Source organism: Vibrio sp. Y51_MX_L26 (assembly GCF_024181935.1).
In the GTDB taxonomy this organism is placed as follows: Bacteria; Pseudomonadota; Gammaproteobacteria; order Enterobacterales; family Vibrionaceae; genus Vibrio; species Vibrio diabolicus.
The window spans coordinates 849,314-869,292 of sequence record NZ_JAMZAS010000001.1; the positions used below are offsets into that span (position 1 = coordinate 849,314).

The 19,979-nt window shown below is 45.7% G+C and carries 15 protein-coding genes; 4 read left to right on the top strand and 11 right to left on the bottom strand.

Annotation, left to right across the window (positions count from 1 at the left end):
• Positions 1-45: 45 nt before the first annotated feature.
• The 11 genes from nirD to NL645_RS03660 all read right to left on the bottom strand — a co-directional run bounded on the left by nirD (position 46) and on the right by NL645_RS03660 (position 13,427).
• Positions 46-381: a nitrite reductase small subunit NirD gene (nirD, locus tag NL645_RS03610; RefSeq protein WP_023585068.1), complete on the bottom strand. Its 336-nt coding sequence runs from the start codon at positions 379-381 to the stop codon at positions 46-48.
• Positions 382-2,901 (bottom strand): nitrite reductase large subunit NirB, encoded by a 2,520-nt coding sequence (gene nirB / locus NL645_RS03615; RefSeq protein WP_253651211.1) that lies wholly within the window; start codon positions 2,899-2,901, stop codon positions 382-384.
• A gap of 10 nt (positions 2,902-2,911) precedes the next feature.
• On the bottom strand, positions 2,912-3,748 hold the full coding sequence (locus NL645_RS03620) for an ABC transporter ATP-binding protein (protein WP_005450080.1): 837 nt from the start codon (positions 3,746-3,748) through the stop codon (positions 2,912-2,914).
• A gap of 11 nt (positions 3,749-3,759) precedes the next feature.
• Positions 3,760-4,725, bottom strand: coding sequence for an ABC transporter permease (locus NL645_RS03625; RefSeq protein WP_253651212.1), 966 nt, complete (start codon positions 4,723-4,725; stop codon positions 3,760-3,762).
• Positions 4,726-4,805: 80 nt separating this feature from the next.
• A complete protein-coding gene (locus NL645_RS03630) occupies positions 4,806-6,170 on the bottom strand; it encodes a CmpA/NrtA family ABC transporter substrate-binding protein (RefSeq protein ID WP_253651213.1) in 1,365 nt (454 codons plus the stop codon).
• A 265-nt stretch (positions 6,171-6,435) separates the two neighbouring features.
• Positions 6,436-7,017 (bottom strand): ANTAR domain-containing response regulator, encoded by a 582-nt coding sequence (locus NL645_RS03635; protein ID WP_253651214.1) that lies wholly within the window; start codon positions 7,015-7,017, stop codon positions 6,436-6,438.
• 73 nt (positions 7,018-7,090) lie between these two features.
• Complete coding sequence (locus NL645_RS03640) at positions 7,091-8,008, bottom strand: dienelactone hydrolase family protein (RefSeq protein WP_048625125.1); 918 nt, start codon at positions 8,006-8,008, stop codon at positions 7,091-7,093.
• Positions 8,009-8,178: 170 nt separating this feature from the next.
• Complete coding sequence (locus NL645_RS03645) at positions 8,179-9,132, bottom strand: glycosyl transferase family protein (protein WP_253651215.1); 954 nt, start codon at positions 9,130-9,132, stop codon at positions 8,179-8,181.
• Entirely contained in the window at positions 9,129-10,034 is a 906-nt protein-coding gene (gene cobA / locus NL645_RS03650) for a uroporphyrinogen-III C-methyltransferase (protein WP_253651216.1), read from the bottom strand. The genes NL645_RS03645 and cobA overlap by 4 nt, the downstream gene beginning before the upstream one ends.
• Positions 10,035-10,054: 20 nt before the next feature.
• A complete protein-coding gene (locus NL645_RS03655) occupies positions 10,055-12,700 on the bottom strand; it encodes a nitrate reductase (protein ID WP_253651217.1) in 2,646 nt (881 codons plus the stop codon).
• A 292-nt stretch (positions 12,701-12,992) separates the two neighbouring features.
• The gene (locus tag NL645_RS03660; protein ID WP_005395641.1) at positions 12,993-13,427 is read right to left on the bottom strand and encodes a GNAT family N-acetyltransferase; all 435 of its coding nucleotides are present in this window, start codon (positions 13,425-13,427) and stop codon (positions 12,993-12,995) included.
• A gap of 381 nt (positions 13,428-13,808) precedes the next feature.
• On the opposite strand from NL645_RS03660, the gene NL645_RS03665 reads away from it, so the two are divergent.
• The 4 genes from NL645_RS03665 (at position 13,809) to NL645_RS03680 (ending at position 19,972) form a co-directional block, all read left to right on the top strand.
• On the top strand, positions 13,809-15,065 hold the full coding sequence (locus tag NL645_RS03665; protein WP_012842510.1) for an aromatic amino acid transport family protein: 1,257 nt from the start codon (positions 13,809-13,811) through the stop codon (positions 15,063-15,065).
• 616 nt (positions 15,066-15,681) lie between these two features.
• Positions 15,682-17,595, top strand: a complete 1,914-nt coding sequence (locus NL645_RS03670) for a tetratricopeptide repeat-containing diguanylate cyclase (RefSeq protein WP_253651218.1) — start codon at positions 15,682-15,684, stop codon at positions 17,593-17,595.
• A 7-nt stretch (positions 17,596-17,602) separates the two neighbouring features.
• A complete protein-coding gene (locus NL645_RS03675; RefSeq protein WP_012842508.1) occupies positions 17,603-17,944 on the top strand; it encodes a hypothetical protein in 342 nt (113 codons plus the stop codon).
• Between the two features lie 249 nt (positions 17,945-18,193).
• Positions 18,194-19,972: a S8 family peptidase gene (locus tag NL645_RS03680; protein WP_253651219.1), complete on the top strand. Its 1,779-nt coding sequence runs from the start codon at positions 18,194-18,196 to the stop codon at positions 19,970-19,972.
• Positions 19,973-19,979: the final 7 nt, after the last annotated feature.

Genomic DNA, 19,979 nt, shown 5'->3' on the forward strand with positions numbered 1-19,979 from the left:
CTTACGCTAAGAATTTACTCATATCGAGCAAGCTAATTTCGAGGATCATTCTTCGACTAAGTAACAAACCTGATTATCGTCGACCGTTATTTGCCACGTTTTTAGACAGTGCGCTTCGTCTTCCAAACATTGCCCACTCTTTAAACTGAAGTGTTGTTTGTATAGAGGCGATGCAACACACATCTCACCATCGATATCACCGACAATCCCTCGACTCATCACATAAGCCTTACCAATTGGGTCCCAATCCTGAACAGCGTAAACACCGCTATCAGGAATGTAGAATAACGCGACGTGCTCGCCTTCAATCAATACAGTGGCACCGATAAACGGCATTAGGTCATCAAGCTGACACAGTTTCACTTTGGTTAAAGCTGCCATTTATACCTCCTGTTTCACCGGAATACGCTGACCGCGCACACGTTGGTACGGCAAGACTTTGCTGCCCGACGTGCTGTTCAAGAAAGGACGGAAGCGTTGCAGTTTCTGAGGATTATCCAGTGTACTCTTCCACTCACATTGATAGGTATCTACGACTCGCGCCATTTGTTCATCCAAAGAGTCACATAAGTTGAGAGAGTCATCCAGAATCACTTGTTTAAGGTAATCTAGGCCCCCTTCCATGTTCTCCATCCACACCGACGTGCGCTGCAAGCGATCTGCAGTGCTGACGTAGAACATCAATACTCGGTCGATCATGGTGATCAACTCTGATTTAGATAAGTCGGATGCAAACAAATCAGCGTGTCTTGGTCTCATGCCGCCATTACCGCAAACGTATAGATTCCAGCCGTTTTCAGTGGCGATCACCCCAATGTCTTTACTTTGCGCTTCTGCACACTCACGAGTACAGCCCGATACGGCAAACTTAAGCTTATGGGGCGCTCGCAATCCTTTGTAGCGGTTCTCTAACTCAATGGCTAATCCGACCGAGTCATCAACACCATAACGACACCAAGTAGAACCCACGCACGATTTCACGGTGCGCACCGATTTACCGTAGGCGTGCCCTGTTTCAAAACCAGCATCAATTAAGGTTTGCCAGATTTCAGGAAGCTGTTCTAACTGCGCGCCAAATAAATCCACGCGCTGACCGCCAGTGATCTTGGTGTACAGATCGTATTGCTGAGCGACTTCACCAAGTACGATGAGTTTGTCTGGTGTAATTTCGCCCCCCGGAACACGAGGTACAATCGAGTAAGAGCCGTCTTTTTGCAGGTTAGCCATAAAGGCATCGTTAGAATCTTGCAGAGATTGATGCTGTGGCTCCATGATGTGTTCATTCCACAAAGAAGCAAACACAGATGCTGCTGTCGGCTTACAGATATCACACCCATGCCCTTTGCCATGCAGTGCGATTAAGGTGTCGAAGTCTTTGATCTGTTCCACTTGGCAAATATGGAACATCTCTTGGCGACTTAACTCAAAGTGCTCACAAAGGTGGTTGTTAACCTCTACCCCCATGGCTGCCAATTGCGTATCCAATACCGACTTCACCATATTGCTACAGCCACCACAGCCAGTACCGGCTTTGGTGCTAGTTTTAAGGTCCGTCAGGTTGGTAGTGCCAGCTTGAATCTCGGCAACTAAGTCGCCTTTTGTGACGTTGTGACAAGAACAGATGATGGCACTGTCTGGCATCTCTCCGTCCAGCATTCCGGTATCAAACAGCAGGTTCGCCGCGTGGTCTGGCAGGACCGTTTTGTTCAAATAACACTGTAAGAGCGCATCGTAGTCGCTGTTGTCACCAACGAGAATCGCACCGAGCAATTGGGTGCCGCTCGCATCAACCACCAGCTTTTTGTAGATGCCTGCAACCGCATCTTGCAATACCATTTCTTGTGCGCCTTCGGTTTGCATTTGTGCATCGCCGATAGACGCCACATCCACCCCAAGTAGTTTGAGCTTGGTGCTCATGTCCGCACCTTTAAAACCTTCACTCGGCATTCCAGTCAAGACATCGGCAGTGGTTCTCGCCATGGTGTAACCGGGAGCGACCAAACCAAAGATCTTCTGCTCCCACAACGCACATTCGCCAATCGCGTAAATATTCTCATCGCTGGTTTGGCATTGGTTATTAATCACAATGCCGCCTCGCTCGCCGACTTCTAGCTCAGCCAACCTTGCCAACTCATCTTGAGGGCGAATCCCTGCGGAAAAGACAATCACATCCACTTCGAGAGGATCTTTGTCTTTAAACACCATACGATGCTTAGCCGTTTCACCATCGCAGATTCGCTCCGTCCCCGTTGAGGTATGCACGGTTAGCCCTAGCGCTTCAATCTTCTCTTTTAGCACTAAGCCAGCACCATCGTCTAACTGCACGGGCATCAGGCGGGGTGCAAATTCAATAACGTGAGTTTCTAACCCCAATAGTTTGAGTGCGTTTGCCGCTTCTAAACCCAACAAGCCACCACCAATCACTGCGCCTGTTCTTGCGCCTTCACATGCCTTCTTGATTTGTGAAAGGTCATCAAGCGTGCGGTAGACAAACACGTTGTCGCGGTCTTTACCTTCAATTGGCGGCACAAATGGATACGAACCGGTCGCGAACACGAGTTGGTCGTAACCCAGCACATCTTCACCATCAAGCAGAATGCGCTTTTGCTCTCTGTCGATGCCTGTTACTTGGCTGCCAAGTACGAGTTGGATGCCATGCAGGTCGTACCATTCTTGGTTACTCAGCATCAAATCATCATGAGACTTACCCGCAAACAAAGAGGACAACTGTACACGGTCATACGCGATAAAACGCTCTGCACCAATCACGGTAATTCGGTTCTCCAAATGCGCGTTTTTCTGCACTAACTGCTCGACGAGGTGTTGCCCGACCATACCGTTACCTACCACAACAATGTGGCTCAATGCGTTCTTTACTGGGATCGTTAAAGAACTGTTCATCGCTGCCTCCTTATGCCGTTTGCGCTGCAGTTTTGGGTTTGTCTTCTTTCGAAGCAGGAATCTCGACTTTGGATTGCTTCTCGTAAAGGAACTTCAACACCGCTTGTCGACACTTCTGATACTGCGCATCATCTGCCAGTGCGACACGCTCGCGAGGACGCGGTAGATTCACTTCTAACACTTCGCCTATGGTTGCTGCCGGTCCGTTGGTCATCATCACGATTTTGTCGGATAGCAGCACCGCTTCATCCACGTCGTGGGTAATCATTATCACGGTATTGTTTAGCTCGGCTTGAATCTTCATCAGTGCATCCTGCAAATGCGCACGAGTTAGCGCATCCAACGCACCAAATGGTTCATCCATCAATAAAACCTTTGGTTGAAGTGCCAGTGCTCTCGCAATGCCGACTCGCTGCTTCATACCCCCAGAGATTTCATCCGGCTTTTTGTGCGCGGCATGCTGCATTTGAATCAACTCTAAATAGTGATTCACTTGCTCCTGAATCCACGCTTTGCCCTTTTTACCAGCAATTTGCTTTACTGCGAGCTCAACGTTTTGATATACGGTGAGCCAAGGCAATAATGAATGGTTTTGGAACACCACTGCGCGGTCAGGCCCCGGCCCTGCCACCTCTCGCCCATCGACGATCACGCCGCCGTCTGTTGGCATGTGCAGACCCGCAACTAAGTTCAATACCGTTGATTTTCCGCAACCAGAGTGGCCAATCAGCGATACAAACTCGCCTTTATTGATTTGTAAATCGACGTTCTTCAGCGCGATGAACTCGCCATCTGGCGTTGGGAATCGCATCCCTAAACGCGTTAGATCTAATAATGCTTTTTCCATGATCTTTTCCCTTATCTCAACGCTTGTTGTTTATTCCAAGACAGCCACTTTTGAATTTGCAGCATGCCTCTATCGAGCATCAAACCGATAAAGCCAATGGTGATGACCGCGACCATGATGCGACCCAATGATGCCGAGCTGCCGTTCTGGAATTCATCCCAAACGAACTTGCCTAACCCTGGGTTCTGAGCGAGCATTTCTGCCGCAATCAATACCATCCAAGCGATACCTAAAGAGAGACGTAAACCTGTGAAGATCATTGGAATGGCAGAAGGTAAAACGATGGTGCGAATGTGCTGCCACCACGAAAGTTGAAGCACTTTACTCACGTTGATTAAGTCTTTATCAACGCTCGTTACACCCACTGCGGTGTTAATCAGCGTCGGCCATAAGCTACACAGCGCCACAGTGATTAGAGAGTTAATGAACGACTTAGCAAACATCGGGTCATCACTCACATAGGTGGCACTTACAACCATGGTAACGATAGGCAGCCAAGCCAAAGGTGATACAGGCTTGAGCAATTGAATGATTGGGTTGAACGCTTGATACAGCCCTTGATTAAGACCAAGCACGATGCCAAGTGGAATCGCGATAACCGTCGCCAGCAGAAAGCCCGCTGTCACAGTCACTAAGCTCGTCACGATTTGGTCGAAGAACGTCGGCTTACCTGTGTAAGGACGAATCTTCACTTCCGCGTCTGGATTCTTGGCTAACTTCGCAGCATTTCGTTTTTCCTGGCGTTCGATAAACGCTTGTTCTTTTTCTCGCTCTTGCCAATGGTCATCGACAAGGTTGCTGAACTGCTGAAAAGTTTGCACAGGTCCCGGTAGCGTACCTAATGAAGTTTGCACTTCTCTCGCTGCTAAGTGCCACATTGCCAAAAAGATCAGCAAGCCAATGACGGGCAAAAGCACCAACCGACTTCGGTTCACTACCTGCTTAGCAGGAAACAGGGAAATGACATTACTAGACATACTCACTCCTAAGAAATTTACATCCTTGTTATTGCGGGCAGACTCACCTGCCCGCTGTATTTTTTGTAGGACTGCTCATCCTAAACTTTGTCTTTTCCTTTAAGCCCGATAGAGAACTTCTCTAGATATTTATTTGGCTCGCGACCGTCATAAACGATGTTGTCGATAAAGTGTGTTTGTGGCGCACGGAAACCATCTTCAGCACTGAAATCTGGGAAGTCTTTTTTGCTCAACACACCATCTTCAATTAGCGCTTGAGCCGCTTGTTGGTAGATATCTGGACGGTAAACCTCTTTTGCCACATCCATGTACCAATCATCGGATTTCTCGCTTGAGATCTGTCCCCAGCGACGCATTTGGGTCAGGTACCAAATCGCATCGCTGTAATACGGATACGTGGCGTTATGACGGAAGAACACGTTGAAGTCTGGCACGTCTCGTTTGTCGCCTTTCTCGTATTCAAACGTGCCGGTCATTGAGTTGGCGATAACTTCGGCATCGGCTCCGACGTACTCGCTCTTTGATAGCATCTTCACTGCTTCTTGGCGGTTGGCATTGTCGTTTTCATCCAACCAATGTGCCGCTCGAATCAAGGCTTTCACTACGCGAATGTGCGTGTTTGGATACTTCTCAGCCCAAGCTTTAGAAACACCAAATACTTTCTCTGGGTTGTTCTTCCAGATCTCGTAATCGGTCACGACGGGCGTACCAATGCCTTTGAATACTGCTTGTTGGTTCCATGGTTCGCCGACGCAGTAGCCTTTGATCGTGCCCGCTTCCATCGTCGCTGGCATTTGTGGTGGCGGTGTAACACTCAAAAGAACGTCAGCATCCAATTGGCCACTGTTATCGCCTGAGTCTGGTGCGTAAAAGCCAGGATGAATCCCACCTGCCGCTAACCAGTATCGCAACTCGTAGTTGTGCGTCGATACTGGGAACACCATACCCATGTTGAACGGTTTGCCTTTATCCAGATAGCTGTCGACCACAGGCTTCAGTGCATCCGCTTTGATTGGGTGAACAGGTTTGCCATCTAGTTGTTTTGGAATGTACTGCTTCATCTGTTCCCAAGTATCATTGGAAACCGTGATTGCATTACCGTTCAAATCCATACTGAACGCGGTAATCACTTCTGCTTTTGTGCCGACACCAATCGTTGCGCCCAATGGCTGACCAGCAAGCATGTGCGCGCCAGCAAGCTCACCATCGATGACTCGGTCTAATAGCACCTTCCAGTTTGCTTGTGCTTCTAAAGTGACGTATAAGCCTTCGTCTTCAAAAAAGCCTTTCTCATAAGCAACCGCCAGCGGTGCCATATCGGTTAACTTAATAAAACCAAACTTCAGGTCTTCAATTTCTGGCTCCCCCAACTCTGCATTTACGCTGGTTGTGATGAATACCGATAACGAAATTGCTGACACTTTCAGCATCGAACTCCATTTCATTGGTTTGCTCCCATAAAAAAAGCGCCACTACTCCGAAGAGCAGTAGCGCCGTTGCTAAGTCTACAATTACCGCCGTTGATAATTGAGATAAGCGATTCAACAATAAACCCGTTTTAACTAATCCAAGTACTGTGCCAACTTATTTTCTACTTTAAATACAGCACATTAGAGTCTACCCTCGTAACCAAGCAACTGTTTTTGCTTGCTGTTAGTGCAACACGCACCACGGTAGAATTTCTGCCATAACCCCAAAGTAGTAGAGAAGTTAATCCATTAACTGCAATGCCGTAATCAGATTCTTCGCCACTTGTGAGAGCGTTTGGCTCGATTGCATGGCTGAATTTCTAAGCGCTTTATAAGCCTGATCTTCATCAACACTGTGCATCTTCATCAGCAGACCTTTGGCTTTTTCCACCAGCTTGCGCTCTTCAATCTTATGGGTCAGCGATTCAATTTCCGATTGCATACTTTCGAATTTCGCTCTCACTAATGTCGCATGTTCAATCCAGGGTTGAAGTGCAAACTCACTATCATGTGGCATGAGAACATAATCCATTTTTTCTGATAACCGATTGATATCATTGGATGATAGTTGCTTCAGCACGATAAGGAGTGGTGCCGATTTTCTGCGACAGAAATCGACAATCAAACGCAGTTCCGCCGTCGGCTGCTGCCATCCAACAACAACGCGTGCCGATGGTTCTCGCTGCATCAAATTTTCTAGTTGTGCCAATTGGCAGCCAACTATGTTGTCGTAATCTTTGCTCAACAAGCCGGACAGTCGAGCCTGCTCTTGGAGGCTATCACAGCATACTATGATGGGTGTTTTTGACGTTGATTGAGTCATGCACATTCCTTGTTTATATCTCACTCACTAAGAGAGACATAACAAGGAATGTGCCAATTAAAGTTGAAGCGTTTTAACTAGAGGCGAGATGTTCTTTGAAGAAACCTAGTGTGCGTTCCCACGCGAGCGCCGCTTCTTCTGGTGCGTAGCGAGCCGTTGAGTCGTTATGGAAGCCATGGTTGACGTTTTCATACATTAACGCCTGATATTGCGCATCGTTCGCGATCAATTGCTGCTCATAGGCAGGCCATGTGTCGTTGACGCGCTTATCGAGCCCTGCGAAGTGAATCATCAACGGCCCTTTGACCTGCTTTTGAATCTCTTGCGCCGCCGGTGTTCCGTAGAAAGGCACACCTGCATCCAGCTCTTCTGGCATTACCGCTGCAAGCATATTAACGATGTATCCACCGAAACAGAACCCAACAGCGCCTAATTTACCGTTCCCACCCTCGTAGTGTTTAATGAAATTAGCAGCAGCAATAAAATCTTGTTCGATCTTGGCTCTGTCCATCTCTTTCTGCATGGCGCGACCTTCATCATCGTTCCCCGGATAGCCACCGAGTGGATAAAGCGCGTCAGGAGCGAAAGCAATAAAGCCGTCTTTCGCGAGTCGTCTGGCGACATCTTTGATGTATGGGTTTAGACCTCGATTTTCATGAATCACCAACACTGTCGGCGATTTTAAGGTCTTCTTTTGTGGCACAACCAAATAGCCGCGACCTTCCCCATGTCCATTGGGCGAAGCAAAGGTTTCATAGGTTGCTTTGATCTCAGGATCATTAAAGGAAACTTGCTCTGCGAGTGCATAATTTGGAGTCAGAGCATCAACCAGGGCCGTCATACTAAAACCTAAAACAGCGAGGCCACCAAGACGGTTGAGAAACTCTCGACGAGAGATTTTGCCATGTGCGTATTCGTCATACCAATCGAAAGCTTCTTGTGGAATGGGATGTGACGCCTTGTTGTTAGAATTTGAGTGCTTTAGAACCATTATCCTTGTCCTCATTTCTTATCGAAAAGTAAACTCATCAGGCCTCACTGATGTTTGCCCCAATCAGCTGTGAGACACTTCAAGTGATAAATACATCACTGACAAGCTTACACAAACAATAGATAAAGGATTCCGATCCAACAACGTTTCGCGGTTAGCTCGTCACAGGATTAACTGCCACAACAATAGTTTTCCCAATAAGTAAACGCACGTTCAAAGGCCTGTTCCCTATCGTGCACTTGAGCAAAGAGTACAACTGTCATCGTTGCCAAAACCGTATTCGCCATTTGGTTCATGTCATCTTCTGACGTCCCAAACGGACAGTTCGTAGGCATTGGCACCTCAGACAGCATTTGCTCCGTCCAGTAGTGCGATGTCACGCCGCTTGTTTGGCTTAACCATACCGTTTGGCTTACTTTCGGGTTGTATTCTGATTCGCCCGATTGCCCTTTGAATGACACAACGGCGTGAGCGGTTTGACCGATTTCATATTCGACTTCTGCATGAAGTTGTTGGAAACCAGGATGGAAGCTACCACGAATACCAACCGTTGCCTGCCCCGGATTCAATGCACGAACCACGGTATTAATCGGCGTTCTCAGCCCATAACGATTCTTCCAACCGATCATGGTTTCTGCTTGTGGAGCAAATGCGCTGAGCGGTAGATACACGATGTTTTGTGTTTCTAAGACACGCTTTGCTTCTTCTGCTGATTCCACTTTCTCGATAGCAAACTTGTCGAGGTAATCTTCTGCGTGTAAACGTCCAGATTGACGGTCGTGATAGCCATGCATCAGCACTTTATGACCATTATCGGCAAGGATCTTCGCTGCCAACAGGTGCCAAGGCTGACCTGCCGCTTCACGTTTGCCTGCGTAACATGGCCAGTCGATGTCTGCACCAATAGCAGGCATGCGGGATTGGAATGCTTTTACAAAGCCAGCGATTTCTTGTTGAGTCTCGTTTTGTACGCGGATCAGCATCAGCAGCATTGCCATTTGATCATCATCGCACTCTCCGTTTAGGTATTCATCCATAACTCGAAACGCTTGATCAAAGTTCAGTGGTTTTCTACCACGTTCGCCACGACCGACTGTTCTGATACATTCCAAAATGCTGCTCATATTCCCTCGTATTCCGTCACTGACTGTACGGTTTCTATTAGTTGTTCGCGCAGTTTGACAACTTCTCCCATCACAATCAATGCTGGGCTGATGCCTTTAAGTGTAATCGATAACTCATTGAGCTGATTGAGTTGGGTAACATGAACTTGCTGCTGAGGGCTGCAACCATGAGTGATGACCGCAACAGGGAAATCTTGGTTCAAACCAGCGCCGACTAAACCGATTTGTATGTCTGCCGATTTTTCTAATCCCATGTAGAACACCAATGTTTGTCCGCTTTGCATCAGTTGGCTCCACGCTTCAAATGCGCCTGTTACCACTTGCCCCGTCACAAAGGTAACGCTGCGAGCAACGCCGCGATGAGTCAGCGGAATCAAGCTGTTTGCTGAACATCCAATCGCAGCAGTAATACCGGGGATGACTTCGTAAGCGATAGAGTGTTTGACGAGCGCTAACGCCTCTTCGCCTCCACGACCAAATACAAAAGGATCTCCCCCTTTTAAGCGCACAACTCGCTTTCCTTGCTGAGCGAGCGACACCATCAAATTACAGACTTCTTCCTGATCAATACTAGGTTGCCCACATCGTTTGCCCACGTAAATCCAATCGGCTTGTGGCGAAGTCAACTCCAAAATATCTTTGTTAACCAAACGGTCGTATAGCAATACCTCTGCCGATATAATCGCTTTCACTGCCTTCACGGTTAACAAGTCTGGATCGTGCGGTCCTGCTCCGACAATCGACACAAAACCTTTGTGGTTCGCGTCGAGGTCTACTGAGTGGTCTTCTAAAAGTTGGTTCAGTTTGCTTGCTTTGTCATGCTTAGAAAAGCGAGACGAGCGATCTTGATTCTGGTCCGCTTGTCCTTTCTTAAACCAAGACTTTTGATAAGGCGCTTCCATGTGCTTATCCTCTTTATGATTTACTTTATTTGCATCGCCAGACTTTGCTGGCTCGCTTGCTGTTTGCCCTTTTGATGCTGATGGCTGTCGACCATTTGTTTGATTTGAGAGACGCACGAGCCACAGTTGGTACCGCATTTTAGTTTGTTTTGAAGTTGGGTCAGTGAAGTGCAGTCTTGTTTCTCCATCGCGTCATGTATCTGTTTATCAGTAACACGGAAACAACTACAGACCAGTTTGGCACTGCTTTGCGATTGAGTGATGGTAAGCAGTTGCGATAGCTCCTTCGGCTTACCAATCAAGCCGGTAAAGTTGGTGTAGTCGGTTTGAATCGGTTCACTAGACACCACCAAAACAGAACGAATGATACGAACGTCTCCAACAAGGTCGTAATCCACCGCTAGCCAACCTAGGGCAATATCTATCGTAATCCTGCGACTCTTTTCCGTTCGACAAAAACTCTGCTTTTTTGGTCGTTTATCGTGTGCAAAGCGCCAGATGCCCAAATTACTTTCTGCTTGAAATGCGCTGTAGAGAAACTTGCCAGAATCAAACTGTGTCCCGATGAACATACCGTAGGTTTTTACCGCCGCGTCTTGCACTTCAACATAAGACGACTTAAACGCAGGCTGCCCAGAAATAGGGTCTTTTACGCTGTTTACTATCGCGTTAACACTGCTTTCACCTCCATATCGACCAGCCCAGTGCATTGACATAAACAGCTCCTGAAACCCCAAACCTTCATCAATGGCAACTTTGGCATAAATACCAGTGTTTGAAGTAGGCTGGAACAGCTTGATGAGCTGTCCGGATTTTAAGCGATTTTGAGTGGCGGAGAGTGTGTTCATGTACACGGTTGGCTCTAACTCAGAGGCGGCAAGGTGTGCGATATGCCCTGTACGCGTCATTGTATGCCATTGGTCGCGTTGTCTACCCGTATTGAGCCACCAGCCTTTTGCTCTCTCTAAGCGTTGAGGCAATTCACTGGTCACGACAAAACGCGCTTTACCATCTGGGTGCGAATAGATTCCATCAGCAAAAGGACGCCCTCCTCCCCATTGTGTCGGCACCCACTCTTCGTATTCTTGCTCGGTTAAGTTGGCGTATTGAGAAAGATCTAGCTTCAATGGCGAATCGGCATTCATGCCTGTCATCGCCGCATATTCCCTGAATACCGCCCGCTCAGAAGTAAATGCAAAGCCATTTTGTGTCTTTTCCAATGCACACAGAGCTTGTCCGACTTGGCTTATCGCCCACCAATCTGATTTTGCTTCACCCGGAGGTGTTTGAAACTGGCGCTGACTTGAAAGTCGACGCTCAGAGTTGGTCACCATGCCTTGCTTTTCACCCCAACCAGCCGCTGGCAATAAAACATCTGCATATTTAGCAACGTCCGACTCCGCGGTAATATCAGACACAATCACAAAAGGACAAGCCTCTAACGCGCGCTTAACCATCTGATTATCAGGCAAAGAAACCACGGGATTGGTTGCCATGATCCACAGAACTTTAATCTCACCACGTTCTACCGCCTCAAACAGCTCGACGGCTTTTAATCCAGGCTTAGTGGCAATTTCGGGTGAATCCCAAAACGCTTGGACTTGCTTTATAGAATCTGCGTCAAAAGCGCGATGAACCGCTAGTTGGTTTGCCAAACCACCGACTTCTCGCCCACCCATCGCATTCGGCTGACCTGTAATAGAAAACGGCCCACAACCTGACTTAGCAATTTTACCTGTCGCCAAGTGTGCATTAATGATTGCATTGCCTTTATCGACACCATTTTCGGCTTGGTTAACCCCTTGGCAAAACAGCGTGATTGCGGTTGGGCTTTGTGCGAACCATTGGAAGAATGTCGTGATTTTTTCTTCTGAAATACCAATGGAAGACGTTAAGTTAGTGACATCGTAACGCAAATCAGAAACTTCTTCTACAAGCGCATCAAACCCGTCGGTATGGGAATTTATGTATTCAGAATCAATACATTGCTGCTCGATAAGAAACTTGATCAGCCCATTAAAAAGTGACACATCACCATCGTTTTTAATCGGTAAATGCAAATCCGCTTGTTGTGCTGTGACCGTTTCACGAGGGTCAATGACCACCAGCTTGAGATTAGGGTTGTTCTCTCTCGCTTGTTGAATACGTCGAAATAAAACAGGATGCGTCCAAGCAGTATTCGCACCGCAGATGATCAATAGCTCAGTCTTATCAATGTCGTCGTAATTAACAGGAACCACATCTTCGCCAAATGCTCGTACATGAGCCGCAACCGCCGAAGACATACACAAACGAGAATTGGTATCGATGTTCGCGCTACCCACATAACCTTTCATGAGTTTATTCGCGACGTAGTAATCTTCAGTAAGCAACTGCCCTGAAACATACATCGCGACAGAATCTGGTCCAAACTCCGCTTTCGTTTGATGGATCTCTTGTGCAATTAAGTCTGTGACCGACTGCCATGACACTTCTTTTTCCCTTAGCTTGGGGTAGAGCAATCTTGAAGGCATTTGTAAGCTTTCTGCTAATGCGACACCCTTTACACACAGTGAACCGGAATTGGCCGGATGAAGCGCATCTCCAATAATCTTGTTATTGCTGATTTCAATTCCGCAGCCTACTCCGCAATACGGACAAGTTGTCTTTCTACACCCTTGTGACATAACGCCTCCTGCGCGACTAATCCTAAATTACAGGCAAAAAAAAGCCTCTCCCGAATCGAGAGAGGCAGCAATGCCTTTAACGCTGTTAGTACATTTTCAAAAGTAATACCCTATCCCGCTCTCGCCTGCTATAGAGAGCGGCGCATCGAGTTAACGATGAACATTTATATCAAAGCAAACGAGGTGCCAAGATTGAAAATCTTTAATTTACAAAACGTTAGAATGAAAACAACTATTGCAAAGTAATACCGCGCACTGATTGAGTGCAAGTTTCGTTCATTATCGTGCAGGGTTACTTTACTAATTCCATGACCAATCTAGACTCTTCGTCACCGAAATAATGAGCTTCTTCTTTTAATACTTTGAAGCCAAGGGAGAGGTACAAAGACAATGCAGGCTGATTATTCGGATCGACCGTCAACTTCACACTTGAGCCCAACTTCAACGGCGCGATGGCACTTTCAATCAGAGAACGCGCAATACCCTTACCACGATGCTGAGTATCGACAGCCAGTGACATGATCCAATATTGCTGCGCATTTGTGCTCGTCGTCAGCAAAATATACCCTGCGACTTGCTCCCCCTCTTTCGCCACTAGTAAGCTTTCCCCCCAACAATCAAAAGCTTGCCGAAAGAAAAATTGAGGATAGGCATGTTCTCCAAATAAAGTATTTTCAAGCGTATACACAGCCAATAAGTCGTCTTTATGTGCAGACAGAATGTCCATTCAATAATTCCTCCTTTAACATTTGTGGCGGCAGTATATACCTAAAACTCATCTAAATGCAGGACTCATAGACCTGACACTTGCTAACTCTCCAATATGCACCATGGCACATTAAGTAAGAGCACGCTTCTTTAGCATATACATCCATGATTAAGTTTTAACCACGAAATCAAAAACCATCCATCAGTAAAAATTTGAAATATAACACCAATTTATTACTTAATTTTTAGATTAAAACTCTAGTTTTTAAAAAAATTCATAGTTTGATAAGTTACAACCACCCCTTATATTCAGCATGATTCACCACACTTCCGATGTGATAACAAACACCAAAACCTATACCATTCTCCGCATTATTATTTTTATAAAAGCGAGTTTTAAGTGAAAGAATCTCGAAATGCGTTAAATTCCAGTGAATTAAACACAACAACATCTTGGTCAAAACACGACACACATTGGGTCCTTAGTCTGTTTGGAACAGCCGTTGGTGCAGGCATTCTATTTCTGCCGATCAACCTTGGTATTGGCGGGTTTTGGCCGTTAGTCGCAATGGCTGTGCTTGCTTTCCCAATGACTTATCTTGCCCACCGTGGTTTAGCTCGCTTTGTACTGTCTTCCAAGATCAAAAATGCAGACTTTACTGATGTAGTGGAAGAGCACTTTGGCGCAAAAGCGGGTCGCTCTATTTCACTGCTGTATTTTCTTTCGATCTTCCCGATCCTGTTAATTTACGGTGTCGGTATTACCAATACCGTAGACAGTTTTATGGTTAACCAAGCTGATATGGCTTCTTTGCCTCGCCCTCTGCTTTCAGGTGTACTAGTGTTTGCATTAATTGCCATTATGATGGCGGGCGAAAAAGTCATGCTACGGGCTTTTGCCATTATGGTTTACCCATTAGTGGCTATTCTTGCCTTTCTTTCATTTTACTTGATACCAAACTGGACCATGCCAATCATGGACGCCCCTGAAGCGTCTGCTTTTGCTAGCACTATGTGGTTAGCGGTTCCTGTGGTTATTTTCTCGTTTAGTCACGCAGCTGCGATTTCAAGCTTTGCAAATGTGCAACGTCGCCATTATGGCGATCAAGCGGATGCGAAATCCGAAGTAATTCTTCGACGCACTAGCATCATGTTAATTGCGTTTGTGCTTATTTTTGTCTTTTCGTGTGTATTAGCGCTGTCACCAGAGCAATTGGCTCAAGCTAAAGAACAAAACGTGTCGGTGCTGTCTTATTTAGCCAATGCAACAGACAACCCATTTATCGCAACGCTTGGTCCTTTGGTGGCTTTTGTTGCTATCACTTCCTCTTTTCTTGGACACTTTTTAGGTGCACGCGAAAGCTTAAATGGTTTAATTACCAAACACTCTAAACTGTCTGAAAAGCGGGTTGATCGTATCAGCGTTGCAGTACTTTTCTTTTCAATCTGGGCAGCAGCGATCATGAACCCAAGTATTCTTGGTATGATGGAAGCGTTGTCAGGGCCTGTTATCGCGATGATCTTATTTATTATGCCAATGTTAGCGGTATACAAAATCGATGCATTGAAACAATATCGTGGAAATGGCTCAACTTACTTTGTTTTAACTGCGGGCATTGTAGCGGTAAGTGCATTGATTTTTAGCTTCTTCAGCTAAAAAGTAGTTATTAGGTTGGATTTTCAGGGGAATACCTTATACGAGATTAAGGTGATTCCCTGAATTTTCTTACTCTTAAGCGGGTAACCATCGTTACCATTGACTCTTAAATAAGAGCAAAAACGCCCGCAATCATAAGTACTGAAGCGATACAAGTGCGGCCAATAATACCGAAGTGTGAAGGTTGAATCATTTCATTATGCATAGTTAATCTCCTGTTTATTATAAAAGCCATTTTTTATTGGCTTAATAACACTATGTCTAATATCGAGTTTTTTAACAACCCATACAAACATTAAATATTTATGACAGAAAGATAATTTTTTAGCGAACCAGCCATCTTTCGAGATGCGAATCGCACCGACTAAATGATGAAACTTACACCACTAACAATGTTCGACACACTAGATTCGTCGTACTGTTTATCTTGTCGTTAAATCAATCTTTCCACTTTTGAACAGATTTATCATTATAAATCATAATATTAGCCTCACCTTTCGCGAAACTTTCTTCACAAGCCGTTTGTAACTCGGAATCCATCCGCACTTAGCCAATAAGAAGTGATAGACTTACCTAGTATTAGGGTTAAACGAGATCACATTTTATTAATAAGCTCATGCACTTTCCGATTAAAACGCTAACTTGCGCGCTGTTCTCAGTACTTGGATTCTTCTTCCATCCAACCCATGTACTTGCCAACACAGAAAAACAGAGCTACCTGGAAGAACACATTTCTCCTCAAAGCAGCTCCATGCTCAATCTCTATTTTCGTTCAATGGGTAAGCCGCGCTCAATTGAAGAAGATGAATTAGTTGCGCCACAGAATGCGTCAGCGGAATCTCTTGCGCTTTATTACTTTGCGCGCCTATACCTAAAGCGCTACGAAGGCGTTCCGCTGCCCAAAGATATGCCTGATTTAATTGAGTTTGGGACAGAGCATAATTTACCGTGGGTAGTCGCTGAAGCACAGCTTAATAAAGCGGTAACCATGATTGAACTAGACGACAATTGGAATGCAGAACTTGTACTCCATGACATCATCGCTGAAGCCCGCGATCTCGGCTATTTAGCGCTAGAAGGAAGAGCATATCGCTGGCTAGGGAACTTAGAGGTTTCACGGAGTCAACTACGTAGCGGACTCAAGTATTACCGAACCGCCTATGAGTTGTTAGAGAGAACCGTATTTGAAATGCAAGTTGCCATGACGCTGAATAACATCGGTACCGTCTATATCGATGCATCCGATTGGGCTCGCGCCAGTAGCTACCTTACGCAAGCACTCGATACCTATTTAAACAGCGAATATCAATATGACAACAGCCTTTTCATTGGGGTTATCTACGCAAACTTAAGTATTGTTCACTTAAGCAGTGGAGATAGCGAAAAGGCAGAATACTATTTTAATGAAGCAATCCGACTCTCAATGCAAACGGGGTCAGACGTCATCAAACACTATTCATTATCCAGCTTCTCACAAATGTTAAGTTCGATAGGGAAAATTGATGAAGCGTTGATGGTTGCACAGCGTTGCGTAGCTCTCCCTATCACGGGAAACGTAGAGGCGAAGAAAATGCCTTGTTATGAAGCATATGCAGAAGCATACCTCGCAGATGAACAATACGATAAAGCTATTTCGACAGCTATCAACGTACTTGAGCAAACTAAATCAACCGATGAGCTAGAAATACGACAGCGCATTGATATGCTGTCGGTCCTAGTAAACGCGAATCAAACCCTTAATAATTTTGAAGCGGCTTTTCGTTACTTGACTCAGTTAAGAGAGCTAGAAGCTGAATTTTCTCATCATATTCACGGCGAAGAGATGATTAATATTAAGTTTGACCTCGAAGCTAAGTTAGCTCAGAAAGAACTCAAGCTACTAGAAACTAAAAATGCGTTGCAAGCTTCAGAGCTGCGTTCACAACGCTATAGAGAAATGTTCTACTTTATCGCTATCGCAGCGATTGGTGTCGTTGGCTTTCGTTACGTACTGCGCGTTAGGAGTATTAATAAAGCACTCACTCAAGAAAATACTACCGATCCATTAACTCAACTGCACAACCGTCGCTACCTTCCCATTTGGCTGGATAAAATGGCTCGTAGAAGCCCAGATAGAACGTTTGCCTTAGCCGTATTAGATATCGATCATTTTAAAACGTTTAACGATGAATATGGGCATGATATTGGCGACAAGATGTTAATGCATATTGCCAGGTTATTTAATGAATCGACTCGCTCTGGTGACCTACTCATCCGTTGGGGTGGAGAGGAGTTTGTCTTATTATTTGAAGTAAACAGAACTGAAGATTGCGCTAAATTCTTGGATCGATTGAGATATATCGTGGAAAACACGCCACTAGTGGTTGACTCTAAGTCATTAAACGCGACAATTTCTCTCGGGGCTGTCGACAGACTGTCCGTAAAAACTATTCAACAAGAATGGGATCAATGGTTTTTCTTCGCAGATCAAGCTTTGTATGACGCAAAGCAAGCAGGAAGAAATCGCTTCGTTATTCACCCGACGTCATAAGAGCAAAATGAAAAAAATCCTAACCATCGCTATTTTTGCGCCTGCACTTCTCACTGCGTGTAGTAACCATCAAGCCTCTCAACTGGGAATGCGCAGCAGCAGTGTTAACGTATATGCCCAGCAAATGAGTAACACTCAGTTGTGCGAGACCCTCTACTACAACCGTGCAACCAACCAAACCAAAGTTGCGATTGGCGCTGAGTTTAACCGACGTGGTTTAAACAAGAAGTGGTGTGATAGTGAGTTCAATAAGCTATACATCAAAAAGTGGATTGATAACGTGTTACCCAAAGAAAAGGCCAAACCGAAGAAACCAATGGCGACAATTCAACCAGCTTCAACTAAATAATCCTTCCTCTCAAAGCAGACAGTACGACCGTATTTTCTGCTTTTTACTTTTCATGCATGCGCTATTCGACATTAAAAAACCCTATAATTTCAGTGAATTAACACTGACTCATGTTGTTCGTCGAACTTTTGACGTAAACAAGTTGTAAATGGTTTTCGTCCTTATTCTTTGTCGTTAGCTTTGTTTATTCCTGTTAGAGGAATATGAAACAGGAGCTAAAAAATTCCAAACAAAGACATGAGGTCAAAAATGGAAATACGCATTAACCGCCTATTTGCTGCTATGTTGGCAGTAGGCATTGCACCTGCCGTCACGGCGTTTGATCCACTCTATTCTGAACAATGGCACTTAGACAACACAGGGCAAACTGCTTTTGCAGCTAACCCAGCTGTTGCTGGGAACGACCTAAACACCAAGCTCACTCAAGCAATGGGTATTGCGGGTATTGGTGTAAAAGTCGCGGTCATTGATTCTGGAGTGCAGATCGATCACCCAGATCTTGCAGGTAATATAGTTACAGGTAGCAGAAACTTCGTCGAAGACTCTTCTTTCCCATTAAGTTATCCGGTTGATACCAATGGTCACGGCACTGCTGTCGCCGGTTTGATCAGCGCAGTCGGCAACAATGGTGAAGGTGGACGCGGTGTTGCTTCTCACTCTTCTCTTATTGGTTTTAACTGGTTAGCCAACCAGACATTAGAAGGCTGGCTAATCTCTCACGGCATGGACCCAGCCACACGCGATGTTCGTGTATTTAACCAAAGCTATGGTTTCAGCCCGATCAACCCAATAACTTTTGATGAAAGCGATCCTCAACTTAAACTTGAAATGGACGTGATAAAAAATGTCAGCGAGAGTAACTCATGGGGACGCGGTGCTGTATTTGTTAAGTCAGCCGGCAATGGTTATCGCTATTTCAATGCGGGAAGATTCTTCGTATTACCAAGTAACTTCTTTGCTGGTGGAGACAACCAAGGCTTGCCGATGCACAACTCCGCTCAGTCTTATGACAACGCCAACTATTTTAATTTAATCACCAGTGCACTACGTGCGGATGGCACGCGAGCGAGTTACTCATCGGTGGGGTCTAACGTGTGGGTTGCCGCACCAGCAGGTGAATATGGGCAAGACTTCCCTGCCATGGTCACCACCGATTTGATGGGTTGTGAAGAAGGGCAAAATACCAGCGACGGACTTGGTATCAATGGCTTACACGGCGGAACGGAGCTAGACCCGAACTGTAACTATACCAGTACAATGAACGGAACCTCGTCTGCTGCGCCAAACACGTCCGGTGCCATCGCGGCAATCATGTCCACGAATCATGCACTTTCTGCTCGTGATGTACGTGCTTTGCTAGCAGAGACAGCAAAAGTAACGGATAAAACGCATCCAGGCGTACAACTTGAATTTACTAACCACAAAGGTGAACAGGTTAGCTACGAGGCCATTTCTCCTTGGCAGAAAAACGCCGCAGGCGTAGATTTCCATACTTTTTATGGCTTCGGCGCTGTCGATTTGGATGAAGCAATGCAACGTGCTCGCATGACGAATCGTGTTTTACCGCCTCAAGTTATTACGCCTTGGGTTAATAATGCTAAAGAAGTCAGTGTACCCGATGCGAGTCTGGCTGGCGGTTCATCAAGTATAGCTATTGCCGATGATCTGAAGGTAGAATCCGTTCAAGTGAAATTGACATTAGACCACTCTCGCCTGCCCGACTTAGCTATCGAGCTCGTTTCGCCATCAGGGACTCGTTCCGTTTTGCAAACACCACGTAATGGTCTTGTTGGTCAATCTCTTGACCCAACGATTACTGGCTACAAAGACCAATTAATGTTGTCTAACCAGTTCTATGGCGAAGATGCAAAAGGCGAATGGACATTACGAGCAATCGATACGAATGGCGACGAAGTCTTTTCTTACATTGCATATTTTAACTCTTCAACCATCTATGATGTTCCGATGGCAAACAACACTCAGCCAGGTGTTATTAAGAACTGGTCGATGCGCATCTTTGGACACTAAGGAGTCA